We start from the raw sequence: 22,449 nt of genomic DNA, 5'->3' as shown, positions 1-22,449 counted from the left end.
GTTCGATTATCTTACTGTACCTTGGCCTTTTTGACCATTTCATCCTGGAAGGCCTGCAGCTTGCGCTGCTGCAGCGTCTCGGAGATCTGCGGCTTCACTTCTTCCAGGGTCGGGATCTTGGCGGCACGGGTGTCGTCCAGTTTGATCACGTGAAAACCGTTTGCAGTCTGCACTGGCGTATCGGTGATTGCGCCTTTTTGCAGTTTGACAAACGCATCGCTGAACTCTTTCGGGAACGACGATGGTACTGCCCAGTCGAGGTCGCCGCCATTGTTGGCAGTGCCCTGGTCTTTCGATTGCTTGGCCAGCTCTTCGAACTTGGTGCCAGCCTTCAGCTTGACAATGCCAGCCTTCGCGTCGGCATCGGTTGCGAACAGGATGTGGCGCACGTGGTATTCCTTGTCGCCGGCCTGGGCCTTGAATTTGTCGTACTCGGCCTTGATGTCGGCATCCTTGACCGGGTTCTTGGCAACGAAATCACGCGCCAGGGCGTTGATCACGATGGCCTGGCGGGCGTTTTCGAGCTGCGCCTTGACGTCGGTGTTCTTGTCGTAGCCTTGCTTGAGCGCTTCCTGCATCAGCACTTCACGGGAAATCAGGTCTTTCTTGACGGCTTCGCGCAATTGCGGCGAATCCGGTTGCTGGCCTTGGGCAACAACTTGCTTGACGACAGCATCAAGGCGCGACGATGGGATCGCCTTGCCGTTGACAACGGCGAGGTTTTGCGCGAATGCAGGCGCGGCAGCGACAGCGATCAGGGCTAACAGCAAGCGGGCTGGCTTAAAAGTCATGTTTCATTCCTGGGTAAAATTGCTTGAACGTGGATAGGTCAATTGAAAGACGCGTTTCAAGATGATCAATCAAATTTCTTAAGACTTGCTGAAAATCAAAATACAGTCCGGACTAGTCTGCTTTGGCGGCGTGTTGTTCCGGCGTCAAAGCACTAATGGCCAAAGCATGTATCTCGTGCTGCATCATTAAGTGCACAGAATCATACACCAGACGATGGCGCCTGACGAGGCTAAGCCCCGCGAATGCCGGGGCAACGATCGTCAAACGATAATGGCTGCCGCCCGAGGCGGCGCCGGCGTGGCCGGCGTGCAGGTGCGATTCATCCACCAGGTCGAGCACGGTGGGCGACAAGGCCGCCTGCAGCAATGTCCGGATGCGGTCGAAACGGGTTTCCTTGCTGTTATCGGGAATCATGCCGCTTCCTCTTCCATATATTTACCCAGCATAAAACTCTGGCCGATAATAAACACAAAGAACAGGGCGGTGATGCCGTACACCTTGAAATTCACCCAGGCGTCGAGATTGCCTGCATAAATGACGTAGGCGACGACCAGGTTGATCGCGCCGATCACCGTGAAAAACACGATCCAGGCCAGGCCCAGGCGCGCCCAGATCGGCTCGGGCAGCTTGATTTGCTGTTCCATTACCTGGCGCATCATGTTTTTATTCAAAACGAACTGGGTGAATGCCAGCATCAGCGCCATTACCCAATACAGAATGGTGGGTTTCCACTTGATGAAGTTTTCATCGTGCAAATAAATGGTGAGGCTACCCATGATGACGATGATCGATGCGGTCACCCACAGCATGGCATCGACTTTCTGGCCGCGCAGTTTCAAATACAGGATCTGGCACACCGTGGCGACGATGACGACCACGGTTGCCAGCATGATCGGGCCCTGGTCGGGCAGCAGGCCGGTGCCGGCGACCAGCGGGCCCAGGAATGATTGGGCAAGCGCGTACGAGGCTTCGGGATGCATGCCGGCGACCTTGTAGACCAAAAAGAACAGGATCAGCGGGATGTAGTCGAACAGCAGTTTTTTCATGCGGCCTCAGTGGAACGGTTATTCAGTCGGGTCAAAGCGCAGCGATGCGGAATTGATGCAATAGCGCAAGCCGGTCGGCGGCGGGCCGTCGGGGAACACGTGTCCCAGGTGGGCGTCGCAGACGGCGCAAATGATTTCGGTGCGCAGCATACCATGGGTGCGGTCGGTTTTTTCGATCACATTGGCCGAATCGAGCGCCTTGAAATAGCTGGGCCAGCCGCAACCGGAATCGAACTTGGCGTCAGAGGCGAACAGCGGCGTGTTGCAGCAGACGCAGGTGTAGATGCCATGTTCGTGGTGGTCCCAGTATTGCCCCGTGAAGGCGCGCTCGGTGGCCGCGTGGCGCGTCACCTGGTATTCCATGCCATCGAGCTGGGCACGCCATTCGGCGTCGGTCTTTTGTACTTTGTCAGTCATTGTTTGCTTTCTCGGTGTTGTTAGGAGGAACAGCTTACTTCGAGGTGGCGGGCCCAGTCGGGCGGCAGCGCGGCGTAGGCAGCGTGCTCCGGCTGCTCGTCGAACGGATGCTCGAGCACGGCCAGCAGCCGGGCGACCTCGGAAAAATCGCCTTGCTGCGCTTGTTCGATGGCCACCTGGGCCAGGTAATTGCGCAGCACATATTTGGGGTTGACGGCGTGCATGGCAGCGCGGCGGGCGGCGTCGACGCTGTTTTCCTGGCGCAAACGGGTGCGGTAGCGCGCTGCCCACGCGTCGAAAGCGTCGCGGTCGATGAACATGTCGCGCAGCAGCGTGTCGCCCGCCGGCTCATCCAGTTTGAGCTCGCCCAGGGCGCGGAAGAATTGCGTGAAATCGACGTGGCTGCGCTGCATGGCGGCAAACATCGCATCGAACAGGTCCTGGTCGCCGGGCTCGGTGGTGGTCAAGCCCAGCTTGGCTTGCAGCAGGCGCAGCAATTCGGCGGAAAACGCCGGACGGTAGACGTCCAGCGCCGCCTCGACCTCGTCGACCTCGCCGATCAGTGGCAGCAGCGCCTGCCCCAGCGCATAGCAGTTCCAGTGGCCCACTTGCGGCTGGTTGGCGTAGGAATAGCGGCCCTGCTGGTCGGTATGGTTGCAGATGTGGCCCGGATTGAACGCTTCCATAAAGCCGAATGGACCGTAATCGAGGGTCAGGCCGAGGATCGACATATTGTCTGTGTTCATCACGCCATGCATGAAGCCGACGGCTTGCCAGTGCGCGATCATGCGCGCGGTGCGGCGCGTGACCTCGGCCAGCAAAGCCTGGTACGGATTCGCTTCCGTTAATAATTCCGGGTAAAAATTGGCCAGCACGTAGTCGGCCAGCACCTTGAGTTGTGCCGGCTGGTCGCGGTGATACCAGTGTTCGAAGGAACCGAAGCGCACAAAGCTGGGCGCAATGCGGGTCACCACCGACGCCGTTTCGATGGTCTCGCGGGCCACGCCTTGCTGCGAGCCAGTAATGACCAGCGCGCGCGTGGTTGGCACGCCGAGGGCCGCCATGGCTTCGGAACACAGGAATTCCCGGATTGACGAGCGCAGCACGGCGCGGCCGTCGCCCATGCGCGAGTACGGCGTGAGGCCGGCGCCTTTGAGTTGCAACTCCATCCTGCCTTGCGGGCCGGGCAATTCTCCCAGTAGCATGGCGCGGCCGTCGCCCAGTTGGCCGGCCCAGACGCCGAACTGGTGACCCGAATACACGGCCGACAGCGGCAGCGCCTTGCCAGGGACTGCATTGCCACTGAAGGCGGCCACCATGTCGCTCTGCTGCAGCGTGGCGACATCGAGTCCGACCAGAGACGCCGCGCGGGCGCTGGCAGCAACGAAATAGGGCGCCGGTAGCGGGGTCGGCTGCAGGCGGGTGTACAAGTCCGGCGGCAATTGCGCGAAGGAATTTACAAAGGGGAGGTCGTCGGCGCGGATGGCGGCTCCAATCGTGGAAAAATGTTCAAGGAGGGGGAGATGGGGATGATTGCCCCAAAAACCAGCTGAAATTCTAACGTAGGGTGCCATCTTCCGGGCGCACACGCTCTGTACGCATTCATGCGGTAAACCGCGGCTGCTGCACCGCAGCATCGAAATGCGTTGACCGACTGCAGAGCCGCACCCGACACTTGCAGCAACAACAACCATATCAGGAGCACCCATGCGCACTTCATCTGCCAGCCGGCCACATTCTCCTGTCACGGGCCAGATGATGGACCAGCCGCTGCTCATCTCGGGCATCCTCGAGTTTGCCGCGCGCCATTATCCCGCCACCGAAATCGTTTCCCGGACCGTGGAAGGGGACCTGCACCGCTACACCTACCGCGATTGCGAACGGCGCGCGCGCCAGATGGCGCAGGTGCTGGCCGGCCTCGGGGTGGAAATGGGCCAGCGCGTGGCCACGCTGGCGTGGAACGGCTACCGCCACCTGGAGCTGTACTACGCTGTGTCCGGGTCCGGCTTCGTGCTGCACACGATCAATCCGCGCCTGCACCCGGAACAGGTGGCCTACATCGTCAACCATGCGGAAGACCAGTACCTGTTTTTCGACCTGACCTTCCTGCCGCTGGTGCAAGCGGTCGCCGCGCACTGTCCGACGGTCAAGGGCTTTGTGTTGATGAGCGATCGGGCGCATATGCCGCAAGAAACAGCCATTCCGAACCTGCTGTGCTACGAAGACTTGCTCGCCGCCAGTTCCGCTGACTTCTCCTGGCCCGACTTCGACGAATACGCCGCCGCGTCGCTGTGCTACACGTCTGGCACGACCGGCAACCCGAAAGGCGCGCTGTACTCGCACCGCTCGACCGTGCTGCACGCTTACGCCGCCGCCATGCCGAATGCGCTGAACGTGTCCGCGCGCGACACCGTGCTGCCGGTGGTGCCGATGTTCCACGTCAACGCCTGGGGCTTGCCGTACGCGGTGCTGCTGGCCGGCGCCAAGATGGTGTTTCCCGGCCCGGCGCTGGACGGCAAGTCCTTGTACGAACTGTTCGAGTCGGAGGGCATCACGCTCTCGGCCGGCGTGCCCACGGTCTGGCTGGGCCTGGTCAATTATGCAATCCAGAACGATTTGCAGTTCTCGACCTTCCGCAGAACCGTCATCGGCGGCTCGGCGTGTCCGCCGGCGATGATGGACACGCTGATCGACCGCTTGAACGTCGACGTGGTGCACGCCTGGGGCATGACGGAGATGTCGCCGCTGGGCACGGCGGGGGTGCTGCAGGCACGCCATCTGGCCTTGCCGAAGCAGGCCCAGCGCGCCATTCTGCAAAAGCAGGGCCACGCCATTTTCGGCGTCGACATGAAAATCGTTGACGACGCTGGCGTCGAGATTGCATGGGACGGCAGCACCTACGGCCACCTGTTCGTCAAGGGGCCGTGGATCATCGACAGTTATTTCCGCGAGGAGGGCGGCGATGTGCTGGTCGACGGCTGGTTCCCCACCGGCGACGTGGCCACCATTGACGTCGACGGCTACATGCAGATCACCGACCGCAGCAAGGACGTGATCAAGTCCGGCGGCGAGTGGATCGGCACCATCGACCTGGAAAACATCGCCATGGCCCACCCGGCCGTGCTGCAGGCGGCGTGCATCGGCGTGGCCCATCCAAAGTGGGATGAACGGCCCTTGCTGCTGGTGGTAAAACGGCCCGGCCTGGACGTGACGCGCGCCGACTTGCTGGCGTTTTTCGAGGGCAAGGTCGCGAAATTCTGGCTGCCGGACGATGTCGCCTTCATCGATGCCTTGCCGATGGGGGCCACCGGGAAAATCCAGAAGAACAAGCTGCGCGAACAGTTCCGACATCACCAGCTGCCGACGCTGTGATGGCGCCATAAAATAATACGACCGTACTTTTATCGGGTATAGTCGAACGTCCAATAACAAACAAGGAAGAGACATGAGCGCCGACTACCAGGTCCACGACAACGTTGCCGTCATCACCCTGAACAACCCGCCGGTGAATGGCATGGGGCTGGCCACCCGCACCGCTGCGGTTGCGGCGCTGCGCCGGGCCCAGGATGACGGCGCGATTGTCGCCATCGTCCTGACCGGCGCCGGCAAGGCCTTTTCCGGCGGCGCCGACATCAAGGAATTCAATTCGCCGAATGCACTGGCCGAACCGTCGCTGTTCGCCCTGATTGCAACGGCCGAAGGGTCCACCAAACCGGTGGTTGCCGCGATCCACAGCGTGTGCATGGGCGGCGGACTCGAGCTGGCACTTGGTTGCCACTACCGGGTCGCTTTGCCGGGCGCGCAGATTGCGCTGCCGGAAGTCAAGCTGGGCTTGCTGCCCGGCGCCGGTGGCACGCAGCGCCTGCCGCGCGTGCTGGGCCTGGAGATGGCCTTGAACATGATTGTCTCCGGCACGCCGGTGCTCTCGGAAAAACTCGCCGGCACCATGCTGTTCAATGAAGTATTTTCGGCCGGGACAGACCTGGTGCCGGCCGCCGTTGCCTTCGCTAAATCGGTCGCCGCGCTGCGGCCCCTGCCCAAGGTGCGCGAGATGACGGTCGATTATCCGGAGCATGCCGCCTTTTTGGCGTCCACGCGCGCGACGGTGAAAGCCGCGGCCGGACCATTTCCGGCGCCACTCGAATGCGTGGAGACAGTGGCGGCGTCCGTCACGATGCCGTTTGACGAGGGCATCAAATTCGAGCGCCAGCGCTTCATGCACCTGATGCAGACGACGGAATCGAAGGCCTTGCGCCACGCGTTCTTTGCCGAGCGGCTGGCCAGCAAGATCCCGGACGTGCCGGCGGACACGCCCACGCGCGCCATCGACAAGGCCGCCGTCATCGGCGCCGGCACCATGGGCGGCGGCATCGCCATGAATTTTGCCAATGCCGGCATCCCGGTCATCCTGCTGGAAACAAAACAGGAAGCGCTCGACAAGGGCCTGGCGACGATCCGCAAGAATTACGAAAATACGATGAAAAAGGGCAAGCTGACGCCCGAGAAATGCGCGCAGCGCATCGGCCTGATCTCCGGCACGCTCGATTATGCGGCCATCGCCTCGGCCGACATCGTGGTCGAAGCCGTATTCGAGGACCTGGCCGTCAAGGAAACCGTGTTCCGGCAACTCGATGCGGTCATGAAACCTGGGGCCATCCTGGCGTCGAATACATCGACACTCGATGTCGACAAGATCGCCGCTTTTACGGGCCGCCCGCAGGACGTCATCGGGACCCATTTTTTCAGCCCGGCGAATGTCATGAAGTTGCTGGAAATTGTGCGCGGCAAGGCCACCGCGAAAGACGTGCTGGCCACGACCTTGGCCCTGTCGAAGAAACTGAAAAAGACCGGCGTGGTGTCGGGCGTGTGCGACGGCTTCATCGGCAACCGCATGGTGGAACAATATGTGCGCCAGGCCGGTTTTTTGCTGGACGAAGGCGCACTGCCGGCGCAGGTCGACCGCGCCGCCGAACAATTCGGCTTTGCCATGGGCCCGTTCCGGATGGGCGATTTGGCAGGCAACGATATCGGCTGGTATATCCGCAAGCGCCGCGCGATCGAGTCGCCTGGCATGCTGTATTCGAAGACCGCCGATCTGCTGTGCGAGCAGGGGCGCTTCGGCCAGAAAACCGGGGCCGGCTGGTACGACTACAAGGCGGGCGATCGCACTGCGTATCCGTCGCCACTGGTGGACGACATGGTGCTGGCGCATTCGGCCGCATTGGGCGTGACGCGCCGCGTCATATCCGATGCGGAGATAGTCGAGCGGCTGGTGTATTCCCTGGTCAATGAAGGCGCGCAGATCCTCGCCGAAGGCATTGCCATGCGCGCTTCCGATATCGACATGGTGTATTTGACCGGCTACGGTTTCCCTTTATATCGCGGGGGACCGATGTTTTATGCCGATACGGTCGGGCTGCCGAATGTGCTGGCCGCAATCGAACATTATGCGCGCGGTGCCAATGGCGCGGCCTGGGTGGCGGCGCCGCTGCTGGTGCAGCTGGCGGCCGACGGCAAGCAATTCAATCGCTGATATCTATTCGAATAAGGGAGCAATCGATGCGTGGTATTGCCAAGAAATTTGGCTTGTTGAACCTGGTGCTGGCACTCAATCTTGGCTTTGGCGGTACGGTGCTGGCACAGGATGCGGCAGCGAATAACACCGTTGCAGCGCCAGCACCAGTGGCAGCGGACATCGATAAGCTCATGTCGCGCTATTTCAAAGCCGATCGGCCCGGCGCGATCGTGCTCGTCACCAAGGATGGCAATACCATCTTCCGCAAGGCCTATGGCATGGCCAATCTGGAGCAGCAGATCGCGCTGCAACCGGAGATGGCCTTGCGCATCGGTTCGATCACCAAGCAATTTACCGCGGCAGCGATCATGCTGTTGGCCGAGCAGGGGAAATTGTCGCTCGCCGACGATATCACCAAATACCTGCCTGCTTATGCCACCCATGGCAGCACGATCACAATCGAAAATCTGCTGACACATACGGCCGGCATCAAGAATTACACCGCGTTGCCGAAGTTCCCCTCCATCGCCCGCACCGATATGACGGTCGCGCAGATGTTGCAACTGATCCAGAGCGAAGCGCTTGAATTTCGTCCGGGCGAGCGCTTTGCCTACAGCAATTCCGGCTATTTCCTGCTGGGCGCGATCATCGAACAGGTTTCCGGCAGTAGCTATGCCAGTTTCATGGAGAAAAATATCTTCGCGCCCCTGCAGTTGCAGCATACTTTTTATGACAGCAACGTCCGGGTGATCCCGTCCCGTGTCGAGGGTTATAGCAAGACGCGGCATGGATTCGACAATGCCGAGTTTCTCAGCCTGTCAATTCCCTATGCTGCCGGCGCCCTGCGTTCCAGCGTCGACGACCTGGCGCGCTGGAATGGCGCCATCGTCGCCGGCAAGCTGCTGCGTCCGGAATCGTGGAAACGCATGATGTCCTCGTCTATCCTCAGCAATGGCAAACCGACCGGCTATGGATACGGCTGGTTTGTGCGCAAGATCCAGGGCCGTGATGCAATCGAGCATGGAGGTGATATTAACGGTTTCTCGGGCGATACCGTACGTTTCCCGGCGGAGGGTTACTACATTGCCATACTGGTCAACAGCGATACCCAGGAACCGGATACGCAAACGCTGGCTGAAAAAATTGCCGCGCTGCTGCTGCGGTGATCTGCAGATTGGTTCACCCATCCATTTCGGAATCAAAAAAAATGCCGCTGTGGTCAGCGGCATTTTTTATTCGACACGCGGTTTGATCAGTCAGCTGCGTAGATATCGTTGTCCTTGGTTTCTTTCACGAACAGCGTGCCGACCACAACGGTAATCAGGGCGATGACGATCGGGTACCACAGGCCGTAATAAATATCCCCTTTGTAGGCTACCAGCGCGAACGCGGTCGTCGGCAGCAGACCGCCGAACCAGCCATTGCCGATGTGATACGGCAGCGACATTGAGGTGTAGCGGATCTTGGTCGGGAACATTTCCACCAGCATCGCAGCGATTGGTCCGTACACCATGGTCACGTACAGCACCAGGATGAACAGGAACAGCACCAGCATCGGCTTGTTCACGCCCGCAGGGTCGGCCTTGGCCGGGTAGCCCGCCGCCTTGATCCCGGCGCCAATTTCTTTCTTCAGTGCCGCTTCCTTGTCCTTGCTGGCCTTGTCGAAGTTCAGGCCGTCCGGCGTCATGCTGGCGTCGAACGAGGTGTACGACTTGTCGCCCACCTTGACCGTTGCCAGCGTGCCTGCCGGCGCATCCTGGCGGGTGTAACTGACCGAAGACGCCGTCAGAAAGCCCGTGGCGATATCGCAGGAGGACGCGAATTTCTTGGTGCCGGTCGGATTGAACTGGAAGTGGCAGGTGTCCGGGTCGGCGACCACCACCACTGGCGACGTCACCAGGGCCGATTCCAGGGCGGGATTACCGTAGTGCGTAATCGCCTTGAAGATCGGGAAATAGGTCAGCGCGGCGATCAGGCAACCACCGAGGATGATGTACTTGCGGCCGATCTTGTCCGACAACATGCCGAAGAAAATGAAAAACGGCGTGGCCAGGGCCAGCGCGATGGCAACCAGAATATTTGCGGTGGCGCCGTCCATCTTCAGCGTCTGGGTCAGGAAAAACAGGGCGTAGAACTGGCCGGTGTACCAGACCACGGCCTGGCCCATCGTCAGGCCGACCAGCGCCAGGAACACGATTTTTGCGTTGGCAGGCTTGAGGAACGATTCCGTCAGCGGCGCTTTCGAGGTTTTGCCTTCGGCTTTCATTTTGGCGAAGGCCGGCGACTCATTCATCGACAGGCGAATCCAGACCGACACGCCCAGCAGCAGGACCGAGACCAGGAACGGAATGCGCCAGCCCCAGGCTTCGAATTCGGCTTCGCCGAGCGCGGTGCGGGTGCCCAGAATGACCATCAGCGACAGGAACAGGCCCATTGTCGCGGTGGTCTGGATCCATGCAGTGAACGCGCCGCGCTTGCCTTCCGGCGCATGCTCGGCAACGTAGGTCGCGGCGCCACCGTATTCGCCACCGAGTGCCAGGCCTTGCAAAATGCGCAGCGAGACCAGAATGATCGGTGCGGCAATGCCGATGGTGGTGTAATTCGGCAGCAGCCCCACGATGAAGGTCGAGGCGCCCATGATCAGGATGGTGACCAGGAAGGTATATTTACGGCCGATCATGTCGCCCAGGCGACCAAATACCAGCGCGCCGAATGGCCGCACGATAAAGCCGGCCGCAAAAGCCATCAGCGCGAAAATGAAGGTAGTGGTCGGATCACCGACAAAGAATTGCTTGGCGATGATCGGCGCGAGGGTGCCGTACAGGTAGAAATCGTACCACTCGAATACCGTACCGAGGGACGATGCAAAGATGACTTTGCGTTCTTCCTTGGTCATGTTTTTGGACGCGGGGACCGATTTCGGTCCACCGGCCGTCATGCCGGGGGTGATTGCCATATTGTGTCTCCGTTATATATTTAGATGCCATTCGGACGCCGCATGGTGTGCAGCTAACCTGGAGTGTGGACCGATAAACTTACGTCATGCTTGCACCAAACTGACACCAAACTTACAAGAAGCAAAGCGGTCGAATTGCGTCATTTTTTACGAACGACCGTACTTATTCATGTTATTCTCAACACCAACCGTGCCGCAGAGCGCTGCTACAAAAGCATTCACTCATGGAGACAAGATGCCATCCTCATTTCGACCGCCCGCACCCACCGCCCGCGTTCATTCTTCCTATTTCTCTAAAACCATTACCCAAAAATTAGGGTCAGAGTCGAATTCTTTTGCAAGTAATTCCATGCTGCAAATTGGAGGGTCAGAGTCGAATTGTTTTGCAACTAGTTGCTGAATAATTCGACACTGACCCCGTTGGGAATTTGGGCTTTTTTGAACAATTGCTCAAAAATTTGACTCTGACCCTAATTGTTTTTTTTGTGGGAGGAATTTGATGGATTCGAAGATATTGTCGGGCCGGGATCTGGCGTTTTTGCTGTATGAGTGGCTCGATGTAGAGGCGCTGACGGCGCGGCCGCGCTATGCCGAGCATGGGCGCGAGACGTTCGATGCTGCGCTGGAGACGGCGCAGCGGATGGCAACGACATTGTTTGCGCCGCATAACCGGCTCAGCGATTCGCACGAACCGCAATTCGACGGCACAACGGTGTCCATGATTCCGGAAGTGAAAGTTGCGCTGGACGCTTACGCAGCAGCAGGGCTGATCGCGGCAGGGCAGGATGAGGGACTGGGCGGGATGCAATTGCCGTGTGTGGTCGAGAAGGCGGTCACCGCCTGGTTCACGGCGGCCAATGTGGCCACGTCGGCGTATCTGTTTCTGACCATAGGCAATGCGAATACCCTGCTGAAATGCGCCACGCCGCTGCAGATTGAACGTTTCGTGCTGCCCCTGCTGGCCGGGACATTTTTTGGCACGATGGCGCTGTCCGAACCGCAAGCAGGCTCGAGCCTGTCCGATATCACCTCCCGCGCTACCCCCGATCCGGTCGCCGGTCCCGAGGGAGAGCGCCAATACCGCCTGTTCGGCAACAAGATGTGGATCTCCGCCGGCGAACACGATTTGGCGGGTAATATCGTGCACCTGGTGCTGGCCAAGATTCCCGGCCCGGACGGCAAACTGATCCCCGGCGTAAAGGGCATTTCGCTGTTCATCGTACCGAAATTCGTGCTCGACGCTGCCGGCGCGCCGGGCCAGCGCAACGACGTCGTGCTGGCCGGTCTGAACCACAAGATGGGCAACCGCGGCACCACGAATACCTTGCTCAATTTTGGCGAAGGCAAATTCACGCCGGATGGCAAGGCCGGCGCAATCGGCTACCTGGTCGGCGCGCCGCACCGGGGCCTGGCGAATATGTTCCATATGATGAACGAGGCGCGCATCGGCGTCGGCCTCGGCGCCGCAGTGCTTGGGGTGACCGGCTACCTGCATGCGCTCGATTACGCGAAAAACCGTCCACAAGGTCGCCATCCCGCCGAGAAAGACCCGGCCCGCCCGCAGGTACCAATCATTGCCCACACCGACGTGCGGCGCATGTTGCTGGCCCAGAAAGCGTATGCCGAAGGCGCGCTGGCACTGGTCCTGTATTGCGCCAAACTGGTCGACGAGCAGCGCACCGGTGCACCGGAAGCGCAACAGCATGCCAGCTACCTGCTCGACTTCCTCACGCCGATTGCCAAATCGTGGCCGTCGCAATGGTGCGTGGAGGCGAACAGCCTCTCCATCCAGGTGCACGGCGGCTACGGCTACACGCGCGACTATCCGGTCGAGCAGTTTTACCGCGATAATCGGCTCAACGCCATCCACGAAGGCACGCACGGCATCCACGGACTTGATTTACTGGGCCGCAAAGTGACGTTGCAGGACGGCGCGCTGATGCAGGCGGTGACCGGCGAAGTGGCGGCGACGATTGCCCGGGCCGCTGGCGTTGCCACGCTGGCAGGTTACGCCGCCGCACTGCGCGCTGCGTGGGAGCGCATCGAGACCGTCACCCGGCAACTGTATGGCGCCGGCGACCTGAACGTGACGCTGGCGAATGCCTCGCTATACCTGGAGGCCGTCGGCCATGCAGTGGTGGCGTGGATCTGGCTGGAACAGGCGCTGGTCGCCAGCGCCAGGGCAGCCGCCGTTGCAGAGCCGGATTTTTACCTCGGCAAGCTGCAGGCCTGCCGTTATTTTTATCAATGGGAGCTGCCGAAGATCGGGCCGCAACTCGACCTGCTCGGCGCCCTCGACACCACCACGCTCGATATGCGTGCGGAATGGTTCTAGAACAAGGAAACGTCATGCTGAAACACATCGTCATGTGGAAATTGAAAGACCACGCCGCGGGCGCCGACCGCGCCGCCAACGCGCGCGAAATGAAGCGCCGCCTCGACGCTTGCGCCACCATCGTGCCCGGCATCCTCGCGTTCGAAGTCATACTTGCACAGCCCGGCCACGAGGCCACCTGCGACGTGCTTTTGTATTCGGTGTTCGAAGACGCGGCCGCGCTAGCCGCCTACGCCGCGCACCCGACGCACCAGGAACTGGTGCCGTTTTTCAAGGCCGTGCGCGATGGGCGCGAATGCATGGACTACACCGTCTGATTAATCACAACAAGGAGACCGCATGCGCACTACCCAGGAATTGTTTTCACTGCAAGGCAAAACGGCGCTGGTGACCGGCGGCTCGCGCGGCCTTGGCCTGCAGATGGCCGAGGCGCTGGGCGAGCAGGGCGCCCGCATCGTGCTGTCGGCCCGCAAGCAGGACGAACTCGACGAGGCCGTCGCCCACCTCGCCAGCCGCGGTATCGAGGCCAGCGCGATTGCCGCCGATCTGTCCCAGGATGCCGACGTCCAGCCGTTCGTCGAGGAAGCCATCCGGCGCCTCGGCCACATTGATATCCTGGTCAACAATGCCGGCGCCAGCTGGGGTGCGCCGGCCGAGGATTATCCGGTCGAAGCGTGGGACAAGGTGATGAACCTGAATGTGCGCAGCGTGTTCCTGGTGGCGCAAGCGGTGGGAAAATTGTCGATGATCCCGCGTCGGTCCGGCCGCATCATCAATATTTCGTCGATCGCCGGCCTGTCCGGCAACCCCCCAGGCAGCATGCAGACGCTGGCATACAACACCTCCAAGGCAGCCGTGATCAATTTTACCCGTACCCTGGCCGGGGAATGGGGCCGTTATGGCATCACGGTCAACTCGATCGCACCCGGGTTCTTTCCGTCCAAAATGACCAAGGGTTTGCTGGCCAAGATGGGCGCCGACGCGCTCGCTAAAGATGCGCCCCTGAACCGCCTGGGCGACGATGAAGATCTGAAGGGCGCCGTGGTGCTGTTCGCATCCGATGCGGGCAAGCACATTACCGGCCAGACGCTGGCCATCGACGGCGGCGTGTCCGCCGTCTGACAGGAGAACAACATGAAAGATTTTACAGGCAAGGTCGTCGTTATCACCGGTGGCGCCAGCGGACTGGGCCGCGAGTTCGCCAACGCGGCGTTCGCGCGCGGCATGAAAATCGTGCTGGCCGACGTCGAGGGCAATACCCTCGAGAAGGCCGCCACCGAATTGCGCGCGAACGGCGCCGAAGTGCTGTCGATGCTGTGCGATGTGCGCAAAGGCCCGCAGGTACAGGCGCTGGCCGACGCTGCGATGAAACGCTACGGCGCCGTGCACCTGCTGTTCAACAACGCTGGCGTGGGCTCGGGCGGCCTGATTTGGGAAAACTCAGAGGCCGACTGGGAATGGGTGCTGGGCGTGAACCTGTGGGGCGTGATTCACGGCGTGCGTATTTTTACGTCGCTGATGCTCGAGTGCGCGCAGAACGACCCGGCGTTCGAGGGGCACATCGTCAACACCGCCTCGATGGCCGGTCTGCTCAATGCCCCGACGATGGGCGTCTATAACGTGTCCAAGCATGCCGTGGTGTCGCTGTCGGAAACGCTTTACCAGGACCTGCAACTGGTCGGCGCGCCGATCGGCGCCTCGGTGCTGTGCCCGTACTTTGTGCCGACCGGCATCAGCCAGTCGCACCGCAACCGGCCGGCCGATGTCAAGATGGCCGACCGTCCCACGCTCAGCCAGCTGGCGGCCCAGGCCATGACGCAGAAGGCGGTCGAATCGGGCAAGGTGTCGGCGGCCCAGGTGGCGACGATGACGTTCGATGCGATCCACGCCGGCCAGTTCTACATTTACTCGCACCCGGATGCGCTGGCCGGGGTGGCCGAGCGCATGGATGAGATCGTCAACCACCGCAATCCGGGCGACCCGTATCGCGCGGCGCCCCATATCCGCGAGATGTTGCGTGCCAAGTTGAACCAGCCGCAGCGCCCCGATTGAAGCACCTGGCCAAGGTGTCAATGCGGCTCGTCCACGCGCAGCATGCGCTCGTAGTCGGGCAGGGAAAGCGCGCGGTGCACCTCCCGTGACACCTCGCCGGGCATGGCCTCGGGCTCCGGCAAATCCAAACTGGTGAGTACCCGGTTGCGCGTGTCAATTTCCTCTTGGGTAAGCGGAAGCAGGAAGGCGCGACCGGCACCGGCCAGGTTCTGATTCGCCACTGCAAAAGGCCGCATCAGCTCGTCGTAACGGGCGAACGCTTCGGCGGGGGTGGCACGCGTGGCGAGTTCACCTGCGAGGATGTAGGCGCCGATTATGGCGAGACTGGATCCCTGGCCGGACAAAAACGACGGCGCAAATGCGGCATCTCCCACCAGCACCACACGGCCCGTCGACCAGCGGTCGAGCCGTATCTGGCTCACCACGTCAAAATAAAAATCGTCGGCGTTCTGCATCGCTGCAACCAGCTGCGGCACCGCCCACCCGCTCCCGGCAAATTGTTGCGCGGTTATTCGACGGTGCTCCACAGAATCCTGGTGTCGGATGAGGGGCGGCTGTTCGGAAGCCACGATCAGGAAGGCGTGCAGCGTGGGACTGTTCTTGACCGCCGACAGCACGGCATACCGGCCCGGCGTGGCGTACGCCAGCGATGCATGCGAAAGTCCCAGGAAGTTGGGCATCGAAAAGCCGTTGTAGCAATAACCCAGATAGTGCGTGAATGGCGTTTCCGGCCCGAATATCAGACGGCGCGTCTGCGAGTGGATACCATCGGCCCCGATCACCACGTCGAAATACCCGGTCGCGCCACTTTCGAACGTGACCCCCACCCCATCAGCATCCTCGTCAAGCGATGCAATCGCGTCGTCAAACTGGTAGCGGATCGATCCATGCCGGGTCAGTCCGTACAGGAGATCGGTCAGTTCGCCCCGCGGCAGCTCGATGTCGGCATGTTGTTCGCCGCCGGTTAATACTTCCGGGCGTATCTCGCCGGCAACGCTGCCGTCAGGATGCAGAAACGTAATGCGCTTCGACTGAATATGCGCCAGTTTCAGGCCGGGCAGGATGCCCATCCGCCGGGCGACTTCAACAGCAGGGCCGCGCACGTCGATCGGATAGCCACCGCCGCGCAAGGACGCCGCACGTTCTACCACGGTCACCTTGAAGCCGAACCGGTCGAGCCAGTAAGCGACAGTCGGGCCCGCAATACTGGCGCCGGAAACGAGAATGCGCCGTCGCCCCAAGGTTGTTGCATGCTTGTTCATCGCGCACTCCTATTAATATAAGATGCAGAATGTATCTTATTAAGTGGGCGCGCGTCAATAAGATACGTCTCGCATCTTATCTGCCTGGTGGCGCCATGTTAAAGTGACTGCATGAGCGATCTTTTTGACAAGCCCGGTGTTTCCAGGCCACAGCGCCGGCGCGGGCCTGCACTTGGCGAGGCCTTATTGGCAGCTGCGTGGGACGAACTCCATGAGCATGGCTATGCCGATTTCACGATGGAGGGCGTGGCACGGCGTGCCGGTACCAGCAGGCCCGTGCTGTCAAGGCGATGGGCCGGGCGCGCCGAGATGGCCGTCGCCGCGATTGGTTACTACCTTGGCCGCAACCCGATTGCCGTGCCGGATCTGGGGAATGTGCGCGATGAACTGGCGCTGCTGTTGCAGATGTGGTCGGAACGGGCGACACCCGCACCGGTCAGATTCATGCTGGACCTGCGCAACGATCTGCCACCCGCGCACGGCGGCTTGCATGGCGTGCGACGGGACCTTGCGGCACAGGTCGGAGAAAGGGATGTGATGGCAGAAATATTGCAGCGCGGCGTGGCGCGGGGGGAGCTCGATGCCGCCAAATTATTGCCGCGCGTGATCGCTGTTCCGATCGACCTTGCGCGCAATGAAATTTTCCTGACGATGAACAAGCTGTCGGATGAAACGATCGCCGACATTCTCGACCAGGTGTTCCTGCCCCTTGTGCAGAAGAAAGCAGCTGGCTAGGCCCCTGCGCAGCCAGTGCCCGCCAACGGCAATGTGATGCGATCAAGCCGGCTGTACCACCCGCTCCACCAGCTGCGGTTCGCTGTCCTGGAACAATTTCACCACAGTCGACGTGCGGGTGCCGTAATTTTCCGTCTCGATGCACACCGCCGACAGCACGCGTTCCATGTCCAGCGTGACGCCGGTCGAGGGCAAGCGCTGGTCGGGCGCGCGCGTGGTGTCGGCCAGCATCTCGAAGTACGCTTCTTCCGGCGCCCCCAGGCACAGCAGGCTGGCAAACTGCGCCTTGGTGCGCAGCACTTTTGGCCACGGGTCGTCCAATAAACCGTTCGACATACCGTAGATGCCGGCCGCAAGGGGTTGGCCATTACGTGGATCGTCACCGGCCCGGTTCGAATACCAGTACAGCGCATCGCGGTCGCCCAGGATCAGGTTGTAGCCGTTGTAGGCAGCGCCGCTGGCCGCAACCTGGGCGAGGTAGTCGACCGCCGACAGTTCGCTGTTGAGGAAGTCGGCCACCAGCGCGCCGCGCGTTGGCGCATCGGTGCGCGTGTCCTGCGGACAGCGGATATTCGTCAGCGCCGCGAAACGGGGACCATGCGGGCCGCTTTTCGTGACGCCCATCCAGCTGCCACCGCCGTGCAGGTCGCGCCCGGCGATCATGTCAGGATTGCCGGGCCACGGCGCCGCCGCCATGGCCGGACGATCGTAATACTCGTCGCGATTGGCGCACGCAATCACGGGCACCCCGGGAACGACCTGCCAGGCAAAAACGATCAGGCACATGGCGGCAACTCCGTAAACACTTCGGTATGGCGGCGCCCGTCGATCAGGTGCGCGATACCGGCGGCGCCAACGGCCAGCGCCAGCCTGTCGGCAAAATCGGGCGCCGTGCCAGTGTAGATTTCCATCCAGGTCTGCAGCCCGTGTTCCGATTCGGGGCGGCGCTTGAGCCCGGTGCCGACATCTTCGTGGCGCGCCAGGGCCGCCTGCATGCTGCGCACCAGCGGCAATAGTTCAGCTGCGTGCACGTCCGCGACCTGGTAATAGATATACAGCTCGAACATGGTCAAAGGTCGAGCGCATCAAGAACGTACGGCATCGGCAGGAACGCGACGCGCGCACCGGTGGTCGAACCGAGGCGTACTTCCTGTTCCAGCGCCGCCAGCTTCACTTCCACCAGCGCGTCGACACCGCCGGCGCCATTCGGTGCGGCATTGACGATCATGCCGCACGGTTGCAGCGGGTCGTCGAGGGAAAACACTTCCGCGCCCGCCGCGGCCAGCGGGTCGGCAATGGTCGCCAGCGTGGTTCGACGCTTGAGCTTGCCCAGATACTGGCTGCGAGCGACGATTTCCTGACCGGGATAACAACCTTTTTTAAAGTTGACACCACCGACCAGCTCCAAATTAACCATTTGCGGTACAAATTGTTCGAACGTCGCGCCGGTGACCTGGGCGATGCCGGCGTGGATGCCGGACAGTTCCCATGCGTCCGTGCCGCCCAGCGCCAGTGTTTTCTGCAAAGCGGGCAGGGCGGACAGCGCGGTTGCTTCCGAGGTCAGCCACAAATAGCGTGGCGCGTTGAACGCATCGGCCAGGCGCAGGACCGTGCCGGCTGCCCCCTCAGTCGCCGTATTCGGTGTCGCGGGCAGGGTGGCGACCTGTTCCCGCAGCGCGGCTTCGGCGCGCGCGCCGCCCAGGCCGAGCACGACAGCGTGCCGGGGTTCACCCGTGACATCAAGCAGTTTGGCCTTGGCGCGCATGACGAACATCGACAGGCGCTTCTGGAAGCCCGGCTGCACAGCCAGCGGCAATTGCAGATAAATCGTCGGCACCGCGTCCGCATCCGCGCGCCACATCAGCATGGTGGCCTGCAAGCGGCCTTTCGGGGTGCAATAACCTGCCAGCCGCACTTCACCGGGTGGCAAATTGGCCACATCATTGGTCAGCTGCCCGTGCAGGAAGGTGGCGGCGTCCAGGCCCTGCGCGGCGATCAGGCCCAGATTGCCGACTGGCGCGACGAAACCGTCAGCCAACTGGGCAGCCGTCAAGACATTGCCGAAGTGGGCATGCGCAGCACCGACCGCGTCATCGGCCGGTGCTGCGGCCGGTGCTGACAGCGATGCAAGATATTCGTTCCAATTATTCATCATAAGTACGAAATGTTTCCCAGTTAGGCATTATCATTACGGGCTCATTATAGAGTTGTCGCGGCAATCGCGCCGGCGACCGCCCAAAACCCCTTCGAAGCATGGCATTCATAAAACAACTGATTCTTGCAAGCGTGGTGAGCGTGGTCGCGGTGACCGGCGGCTTTTCGTGGTGGTCCAAGCAGCCGGTCACCAGCGGTGGCGCGCCGATCGCCTTCACCGTCACGCCGGGCAGCGGCGTCGGCGCCGTAACACAGCAAATCGTTGCGGCAGGCGTGCCGGTCAATCCCATCCTGTTCGGCCTGCTGGCGCGCCTCACGCAAAAGGCCGGACGCATCAAGGCCGGCTCGTATGAGCTGAAACCGAACACCTCGCCGCGGCGCCTGCTCGACCAGCTGGTGCGCGGCGAGTTCGCCCAGGAAGCGGTCACCATCATCGAAGGCTGGACCTTCCGCCAGATGCGCCAGGCCCTGGCCGCCAGTCCCGACCTGAAACACGACAGCGCGCAATTGTCCGACAGCGAGTTGATGGCGCGGATCGTCTCCGACAGCTCCGAGTACAAGGGCAAAGCGCCGGAAGGACTATTCTTTCCGGACACCTATCTGTTTGCCAAGGGCGCCAGCGACATGCAGATCCTGCGCCAGGCCCATGTGCAGTTATTAAGCAAACTGAAGGCTGCCTGGGATGCGCGCGAACCCGACTTGCCGTACAAGACACCTTACCAGGCGCTGGTGATGGCCTCGATCGTCGAAAAAGAAACCGGCCAGAAAAGCGAACGCGCGATGATCGCCGGCGTGTTCGTCAACCGCCTGCGCACCGGCATGCTGCTGCAGACCGACCCCACCGTCATCTACGGCATGGGCGACAAATATGCCGGCAAAATCCGTAAGAAAGACCTGGAAACCGACACCCCGTACAATACCTATACGCGGACCGGCTTGCCGCCGACGCCGATTGCCCTGCCGGGCGTGGCATCGCTGGCGGCCGCGCTGGGGCCGGCCAAAACCGACGCCCTGTATTTCGTGTCGCGCAACGACGGCACCAGCAAGTTCTCGGACAACCTGGGCGACCATAACAAAGCAGTTAATCAATATCAGCGAGGCATTGCAGTTCCATGACGGGCAAGTTCATCAGTTTTGAAGGTATCGACGGCGCAGGCAAGTCGACCCACATCGGCTTTGTCGCCGATTACCTGGCGGCGCAGGGAAAGCGGGTCACCGCCACGCGCGAACCGGGCGGCACGCCGCTGGGCGAAAAGCTGCGCGCGCTGCTGTTGCACGAAAAAATGCACCTGGAAACCGAAGCGCTGCTGATGTTCGCCAGCCGCCGCGAACACATCGCGCAGGTGATCGAGCCGGCCCTGGCGCGCGGCGACTGGGTCTTGTCCGACCGTTTCACGGACGCCAGTTTTGCCTACCAGGGTGGCGGGCGCGGGCTTGACCTGGCCAAGATGGATGTGCTCGAAACCTGGGTCCATCCCCAGCTGCAGCCCGACCTGACCTTGCTGTTCGATGTGCCCCTGGAAGTAGCGCGCCTGCGCCTCGACGCCACCCGCACGCTGGACAAGTTCGAACGCGAACACGCCGATTTTTTCAACGCCTGCCGCAATGAATACCTGCGCCGTGCGCGCCAATTCCCGCAACGCATCGCCGTGATCGACTCGACCCAGTCGATCGCTGCCACGCGCGATCAGATTGCCAGCACGCTGGAACGCCTGCTGTCGGCCGCATGAGTGCGATTTACCCTTGGCAGCAAGAGGCCTGGCGCCAGCTGCAATTGATGCGCGCGCGCCTGCCGCATGCGATCCTGTTCCATGGCGCCGGCGGCATCGGCAAGGCCGATTTTCTGGAAGCTTTCGCCCAGTCCTTATTGTGTGAAAACGTGCAGGCCGATGGCCACGCCTGCGGCACCTGCGCCTCGTGCGGCTGGTTTGCCCAGCACAACCACCCCGACTACCGACGCGTGCGCCCCGAGGCGCTCGAAGATGAAATGGGCGCGGATGGCGACGAGGGCGAGGGCGACAAGAAGTCCGCCGCCAAGACCAAAACGCCGTCAAAAGACATCAAGATCGAACAGATCCGCGCGCTGGCCGACTTCATGAATATTTCCACCCACCGGCGCGGGGTGCGGGTGGTGGTGCTGTACCCGGCCGAAGCACTCAACACGCCAGCCTCGAATGCGCTCCTGAAAACGCTGGAAGAGCCGCCGCCGGGCACCGTGTTCCTGCTTGCCTCGAACAGCCTCGAGCGCTTGCTGCCGACCATCCTGTCGCGCTGCCGCAAATTCGCCTTGCCCTTGCCGCCCCATGCCGAGGCGCTGGCCTGGCTGCAGGCGCAAAGTGTGCCCGATGCCGATGGCTGGCTGCGCGAGCAGGGCGGTGCGCCACTGGCTGCGCTGGCCAGTTCCCAGACCGGCAACCGCGAGGAACTCGATACCTTGCTGCAGATGCTGGCGCACCCGAACGTCGAGAATGCGCTGCGAACCGCAGACAAGCTCAGCAAGAGCCCGCTAGCGGCACTCGTGGCGTGGCAACAACGCTGGCTCTACGATTTATTCGCATTGAAACTTTCAGGCAACATCCGTTACTATCCGCGCTACCATGGCGAATTGACGGCGCTGGCAGGCAAGGTGCCCACGGCAAACCTGCTGCGCGCGATCAAGCATGCGAATGAGCGGCGCGCGGTGGCCGAGCATCCGCTGTCGCCAAAACTGTTTGTAGAAGATATGCTGCTCGACTACACAGATTGTTGTGGCGCGCCGCAAGCTGGCCGCCGCGGCTGAACCAAATAAAGGAACGAGATGACAAACACAGCGACCGAGCAACTGGCAGCGCAAGCGCCGCGACCGTCGGTATTGTCGTTGGCCATAAAGGAAAAGGCTGCGCTGTATGCCGCCTACATGCCGTTCCTGAAAAATGGCGGTATCTTTGTGCCAACGGTCAAGCCGTACAAGATTGGCGACGAAATTTATTTGATCTTGTCGCTGATGGATGACCCGAACAAATACCCGATCGCCGGCAAGGTCGCCTGGATCACGCCCGCCGGCGCGAATAACAACAAGGCGCAGGGCATCGGCGTGCATTTCCCGGCCGACGAAACGGGCCAGCGCGCCCGCTTGCGCATCGAGGAAATTCTCGGCGCGGCGCTGCGTTCGGCGCGCGCCACGCATACGCTATAAAGCACGCTGT

General features: G+C 61.4%; 22 protein-coding genes. 12 read left to right on the top strand and 10 right to left on the bottom strand.

What is annotated here, in order from left to right:
* Positions 1-11: 11 nt before the first annotated feature.
* The 5 genes from V6M87_RS20960 to V6M87_RS20940 all read right to left on the bottom strand — a co-directional run bounded on the left by V6M87_RS20960 (position 12) and on the right by V6M87_RS20940 (position 3,829).
* A complete protein-coding gene (locus tag V6M87_RS20960; protein ID WP_332878607.1) occupies positions 12-791 on the bottom strand; it encodes a peptidylprolyl isomerase in 780 nt (259 codons plus the stop codon).
* Between the two features lie 112 nt (positions 792-903).
* Complete coding sequence (locus V6M87_RS20955) at positions 904-1,206, bottom strand: BolA family protein (protein WP_332878606.1); 303 nt, start codon at positions 1,204-1,206, stop codon at positions 904-906.
* Positions 1,203-1,838 (bottom strand): septation protein A, encoded by a 636-nt coding sequence (locus V6M87_RS20950; protein WP_332878605.1) that lies wholly within the window; start codon positions 1,836-1,838, stop codon positions 1,203-1,205. The genes V6M87_RS20955 and V6M87_RS20950 overlap by 4 nt, the downstream gene beginning before the upstream one ends.
* Before the next feature lie 18 nt (positions 1,839-1,856).
* The gene (gene msrB, locus V6M87_RS20945; protein ID WP_332878604.1) at positions 1,857-2,255 is read right to left on the bottom strand and encodes a peptide-methionine (R)-S-oxide reductase MsrB; all 399 of its coding nucleotides are present in this window, start codon (positions 2,253-2,255) and stop codon (positions 1,857-1,859) included.
* 20 nt (positions 2,256-2,275) lie between these two features.
* Positions 2,276-3,829 carry a protein adenylyltransferase SelO gene (locus V6M87_RS20940; protein WP_332878603.1) on the bottom strand — a complete coding sequence of 518 codons (1,554 nt, stop codon included), beginning with the start codon at positions 3,827-3,829 and terminating at the stop codon, positions 2,276-2,278.
* A gap of 133 nt (positions 3,830-3,962) precedes the next feature.
* Here V6M87_RS20940 and V6M87_RS20935 point away from each other — a divergent pair, with 133 nt between their 5' ends.
* The 3 genes from V6M87_RS20935 (at position 3,963) to V6M87_RS20925 (ending at position 8,936) form a co-directional block, all read left to right on the top strand.
* The gene (locus tag V6M87_RS20935) at positions 3,963-5,627 is read left to right on the top strand and encodes a 3-(methylthio)propionyl-CoA ligase (RefSeq protein WP_332878602.1); all 1,665 of its coding nucleotides are present in this window, start codon (positions 3,963-3,965) and stop codon (positions 5,625-5,627) included.
* 73 nt (positions 5,628-5,700) lie between these two features.
* Entirely contained in the window at positions 5,701-7,788 is a 2,088-nt protein-coding gene (locus V6M87_RS20930; RefSeq protein ID WP_332878601.1) for a 3-hydroxyacyl-CoA dehydrogenase NAD-binding domain-containing protein, read from the top strand.
* Positions 7,789-7,853: 65 nt separating this feature from the next.
* Positions 7,854-8,936, top strand: a complete 1,083-nt coding sequence (locus tag V6M87_RS20925) for a serine hydrolase domain-containing protein (protein ID WP_332878619.1) — start codon at positions 7,854-7,856, stop codon at positions 8,934-8,936.
* An 86-nt stretch (positions 8,937-9,022) separates the two neighbouring features.
* Here the strand turns inward: V6M87_RS20925 and V6M87_RS20920 are convergent, their stop codons facing one another.
* Positions 9,023-10,726: an MFS transporter gene (locus V6M87_RS20920; protein ID WP_332878600.1), complete on the bottom strand. Its 1,704-nt coding sequence runs from the start codon at positions 10,724-10,726 to the stop codon at positions 9,023-9,025.
* Between the two features lie 499 nt (positions 10,727-11,225).
* On the opposite strand from V6M87_RS20920, the gene V6M87_RS20915 reads away from it, so the two are divergent.
* The 4 genes from V6M87_RS20915 to V6M87_RS20900 are packed head-to-tail and all read left to right on the top strand — an operon-like array spanning position 11,226 to position 15,113.
* Positions 11,226-13,061 carry an acyl-CoA dehydrogenase gene (locus V6M87_RS20915; RefSeq protein WP_332878599.1) on the top strand — a complete coding sequence of 612 codons (1,836 nt, stop codon included), beginning with the start codon at positions 11,226-11,228 and terminating at the stop codon, positions 13,059-13,061.
* Between the two features lie 14 nt (positions 13,062-13,075).
* Positions 13,076-13,378 carry a Dabb family protein gene (locus V6M87_RS20910; protein ID WP_332878598.1) on the top strand — a complete coding sequence of 101 codons (303 nt, stop codon included), beginning with the start codon at positions 13,076-13,078 and terminating at the stop codon, positions 13,376-13,378.
* 22 nt (positions 13,379-13,400) lie between these two features.
* Entirely contained in the window at positions 13,401-14,183 is a 783-nt protein-coding gene (locus V6M87_RS20905) for an SDR family oxidoreductase (protein ID WP_332878597.1), read from the top strand.
* A 12-nt stretch (positions 14,184-14,195) separates the two neighbouring features.
* Positions 14,196-15,113, top strand: a complete 918-nt coding sequence (locus V6M87_RS20900) for an SDR family oxidoreductase (protein WP_332878596.1) — start codon at positions 14,196-14,198, stop codon at positions 15,111-15,113.
* Positions 15,114-15,130: 17 nt separating this feature from the next.
* Here the strand turns inward: V6M87_RS20900 and V6M87_RS20895 are convergent, their stop codons facing one another.
* Entirely contained in the window at positions 15,131-16,375 is a 1,245-nt protein-coding gene (locus V6M87_RS20895; RefSeq protein ID WP_332878595.1) for an FAD-dependent monooxygenase, read from the bottom strand.
* A gap of 111 nt (positions 16,376-16,486) precedes the next feature.
* On the opposite strand from V6M87_RS20895, the gene V6M87_RS20890 reads away from it, so the two are divergent.
* Complete coding sequence (locus tag V6M87_RS20890; protein WP_332878594.1) at positions 16,487-17,110, top strand: TetR/AcrR family transcriptional regulator; 624 nt, start codon at positions 16,487-16,489, stop codon at positions 17,108-17,110.
* Between the two features lie 42 nt (positions 17,111-17,152).
* Here the strand turns inward: V6M87_RS20890 and V6M87_RS20885 are convergent, their stop codons facing one another.
* The 3 genes from V6M87_RS20885 to ygfZ are packed head-to-tail and all read right to left on the bottom strand — an operon-like array spanning position 17,153 to position 19,262.
* Positions 17,153-17,896, bottom strand: coding sequence for an NRDE family protein (locus V6M87_RS20885; RefSeq protein WP_332878593.1), 744 nt, complete (start codon positions 17,894-17,896; stop codon positions 17,153-17,155).
* The gene (locus V6M87_RS20880) at positions 17,887-18,177 is read right to left on the bottom strand and encodes a DUF4936 family protein (protein ID WP_332878592.1); all 291 of its coding nucleotides are present in this window, start codon (positions 18,175-18,177) and stop codon (positions 17,887-17,889) included. Before V6M87_RS20880 ends, V6M87_RS20885 begins: the two co-directional genes overlap by 10 nt.
* A 2-nt stretch (positions 18,178-18,179) precedes the next feature.
* Positions 18,180-19,262 (bottom strand): CAF17-like 4Fe-4S cluster assembly/insertion protein YgfZ, encoded by a 1,083-nt coding sequence (gene ygfZ / locus V6M87_RS20875; RefSeq protein WP_442920624.1) that lies wholly within the window; start codon positions 19,260-19,262, stop codon positions 18,180-18,182.
* A gap of 101 nt (positions 19,263-19,363) precedes the next feature.
* On the opposite strand from ygfZ, the gene mltG reads away from it, so the two are divergent.
* Genes mltG through V6M87_RS20855 form a run of 4 tightly spaced genes read left to right on the top strand, consistent with a single transcriptional unit; the run spans position 19,364 to position 22,439 of the window.
* Positions 19,364-20,380 (top strand): endolytic transglycosylase MltG, encoded by a 1,017-nt coding sequence (gene mltG, locus V6M87_RS20870; RefSeq protein WP_332878590.1) that lies wholly within the window; start codon positions 19,364-19,366, stop codon positions 20,378-20,380.
* On the top strand, positions 20,377-20,994 hold the full coding sequence (gene tmk / locus V6M87_RS20865; protein WP_332878589.1) for a dTMP kinase: 618 nt from the start codon (positions 20,377-20,379) through the stop codon (positions 20,992-20,994). The genes mltG and tmk overlap by 4 nt, the downstream gene beginning before the upstream one ends.
* Complete coding sequence (locus V6M87_RS20860; RefSeq protein WP_332878588.1) at positions 20,991-22,043, top strand: DNA polymerase III subunit delta'; 1,053 nt, start codon at positions 20,991-20,993, stop codon at positions 22,041-22,043. The genes tmk and V6M87_RS20860 overlap by 4 nt, the downstream gene beginning before the upstream one ends.
* Before the next feature lie 18 nt (positions 22,044-22,061).
* A complete protein-coding gene (locus V6M87_RS20855; protein ID WP_332878587.1) occupies positions 22,062-22,439 on the top strand; it encodes a PilZ domain-containing protein in 378 nt (125 codons plus the stop codon).
* Positions 22,440-22,449 lie beyond the last annotated feature (10 nt).

This window comes from Massilia sp. S19_KUP03_FR1, assembly GCF_036688685.1.
Taxonomy (GTDB): Bacteria; Pseudomonadota; Gammaproteobacteria; order Burkholderiales; family Burkholderiaceae_D; genus JALYUM01.
This window is presented reverse-complemented; position numbering and strand designations above follow the sequence as displayed.

Excerpts from the sequence above, each read along its gene's own strand:
- V6M87_RS20960 (WP_332878607.1), bottom strand. The coding sequence starts at position 791 with ATGACTTTTAAGCCAGCCCGCTTGCTGTTAGCCCTGATCGCTGTCGCT.
- V6M87_RS20955 (WP_332878606.1), bottom strand. The coding sequence starts at position 1,206 with ATGATTCCCGATAACAGCAAGGAAACCCGTTTCGACCGCATCCGGACA.
- V6M87_RS20950 (WP_332878605.1), bottom strand. The coding sequence starts at position 1,838 with ATGAAAAAACTGCTGTTCGACTACATCCCGCTGATCCTGTTCTTTTTG.
- msrB (WP_332878604.1), bottom strand. The coding sequence starts at position 2,255 with ATGACTGACAAAGTACAAAAGACCGACGCCGAATGGCGTGCCCAGCTC.
- V6M87_RS20940 (WP_332878603.1), bottom strand. The coding sequence starts at position 3,829 with ATGGCACCCTACGTTAGAATTTCAGCTGGTTTTTGGGGCAATCATCCC.
- V6M87_RS20935 (WP_332878602.1), top strand. The coding sequence starts at position 3,963 with ATGCGCACTTCATCTGCCAGCCGGCCACATTCTCCTGTCACGGGCCAG.
- V6M87_RS20930 (WP_332878601.1), top strand. The coding sequence starts at position 5,701 with ATGAGCGCCGACTACCAGGTCCACGACAACGTTGCCGTCATCACCCTG.
- V6M87_RS20920 (WP_332878600.1), bottom strand. The coding sequence starts at position 10,726 with ATGGCAATCACCCCCGGCATGACGGCCGGTGGACCGAAATCGGTCCCC.
- V6M87_RS20915 (WP_332878599.1), top strand. The coding sequence starts at position 11,226 with ATGGATTCGAAGATATTGTCGGGCCGGGATCTGGCGTTTTTGCTGTAT.
- V6M87_RS20910 (WP_332878598.1), top strand. The coding sequence starts at position 13,076 with ATGCTGAAACACATCGTCATGTGGAAATTGAAAGACCACGCCGCGGGC.
- V6M87_RS20905 (WP_332878597.1), top strand. The coding sequence starts at position 13,401 with ATGCGCACTACCCAGGAATTGTTTTCACTGCAAGGCAAAACGGCGCTG.
- V6M87_RS20900 (WP_332878596.1), top strand. The coding sequence starts at position 14,196 with ATGAAAGATTTTACAGGCAAGGTCGTCGTTATCACCGGTGGCGCCAGC.
- V6M87_RS20895 (WP_332878595.1), bottom strand. The coding sequence starts at position 16,375 with ATGAACAAGCATGCAACAACCTTGGGGCGACGGCGCATTCTCGTTTCC.
- V6M87_RS20890 (WP_332878594.1), top strand. The coding sequence starts at position 16,487 with ATGAGCGATCTTTTTGACAAGCCCGGTGTTTCCAGGCCACAGCGCCGG.
- V6M87_RS20885 (WP_332878593.1), bottom strand. The coding sequence starts at position 17,896 with ATGTGCCTGATCGTTTTTGCCTGGCAGGTCGTTCCCGGGGTGCCCGTG.
- V6M87_RS20880 (WP_332878592.1), bottom strand. The coding sequence starts at position 18,177 with ATGTTCGAGCTGTATATCTATTACCAGGTCGCGGACGTGCACGCAGCT.
- ygfZ (WP_442920624.1), bottom strand. The coding sequence starts at position 19,262 with ATGAATAATTGGAACGAATATCTTGCATCGCTGTCAGCACCGGCCGCA.
- mltG (WP_332878590.1), top strand. The coding sequence starts at position 19,364 with ATGGCATTCATAAAACAACTGATTCTTGCAAGCGTGGTGAGCGTGGTC.
- tmk (WP_332878589.1), top strand. The coding sequence starts at position 20,377 with ATGACGGGCAAGTTCATCAGTTTTGAAGGTATCGACGGCGCAGGCAAG.
- V6M87_RS20860 (WP_332878588.1), top strand. The coding sequence starts at position 20,991 with ATGAGTGCGATTTACCCTTGGCAGCAAGAGGCCTGGCGCCAGCTGCAA.
- V6M87_RS20855 (WP_332878587.1), top strand. The coding sequence starts at position 22,062 with ATGACAAACACAGCGACCGAGCAACTGGCAGCGCAAGCGCCGCGACCG.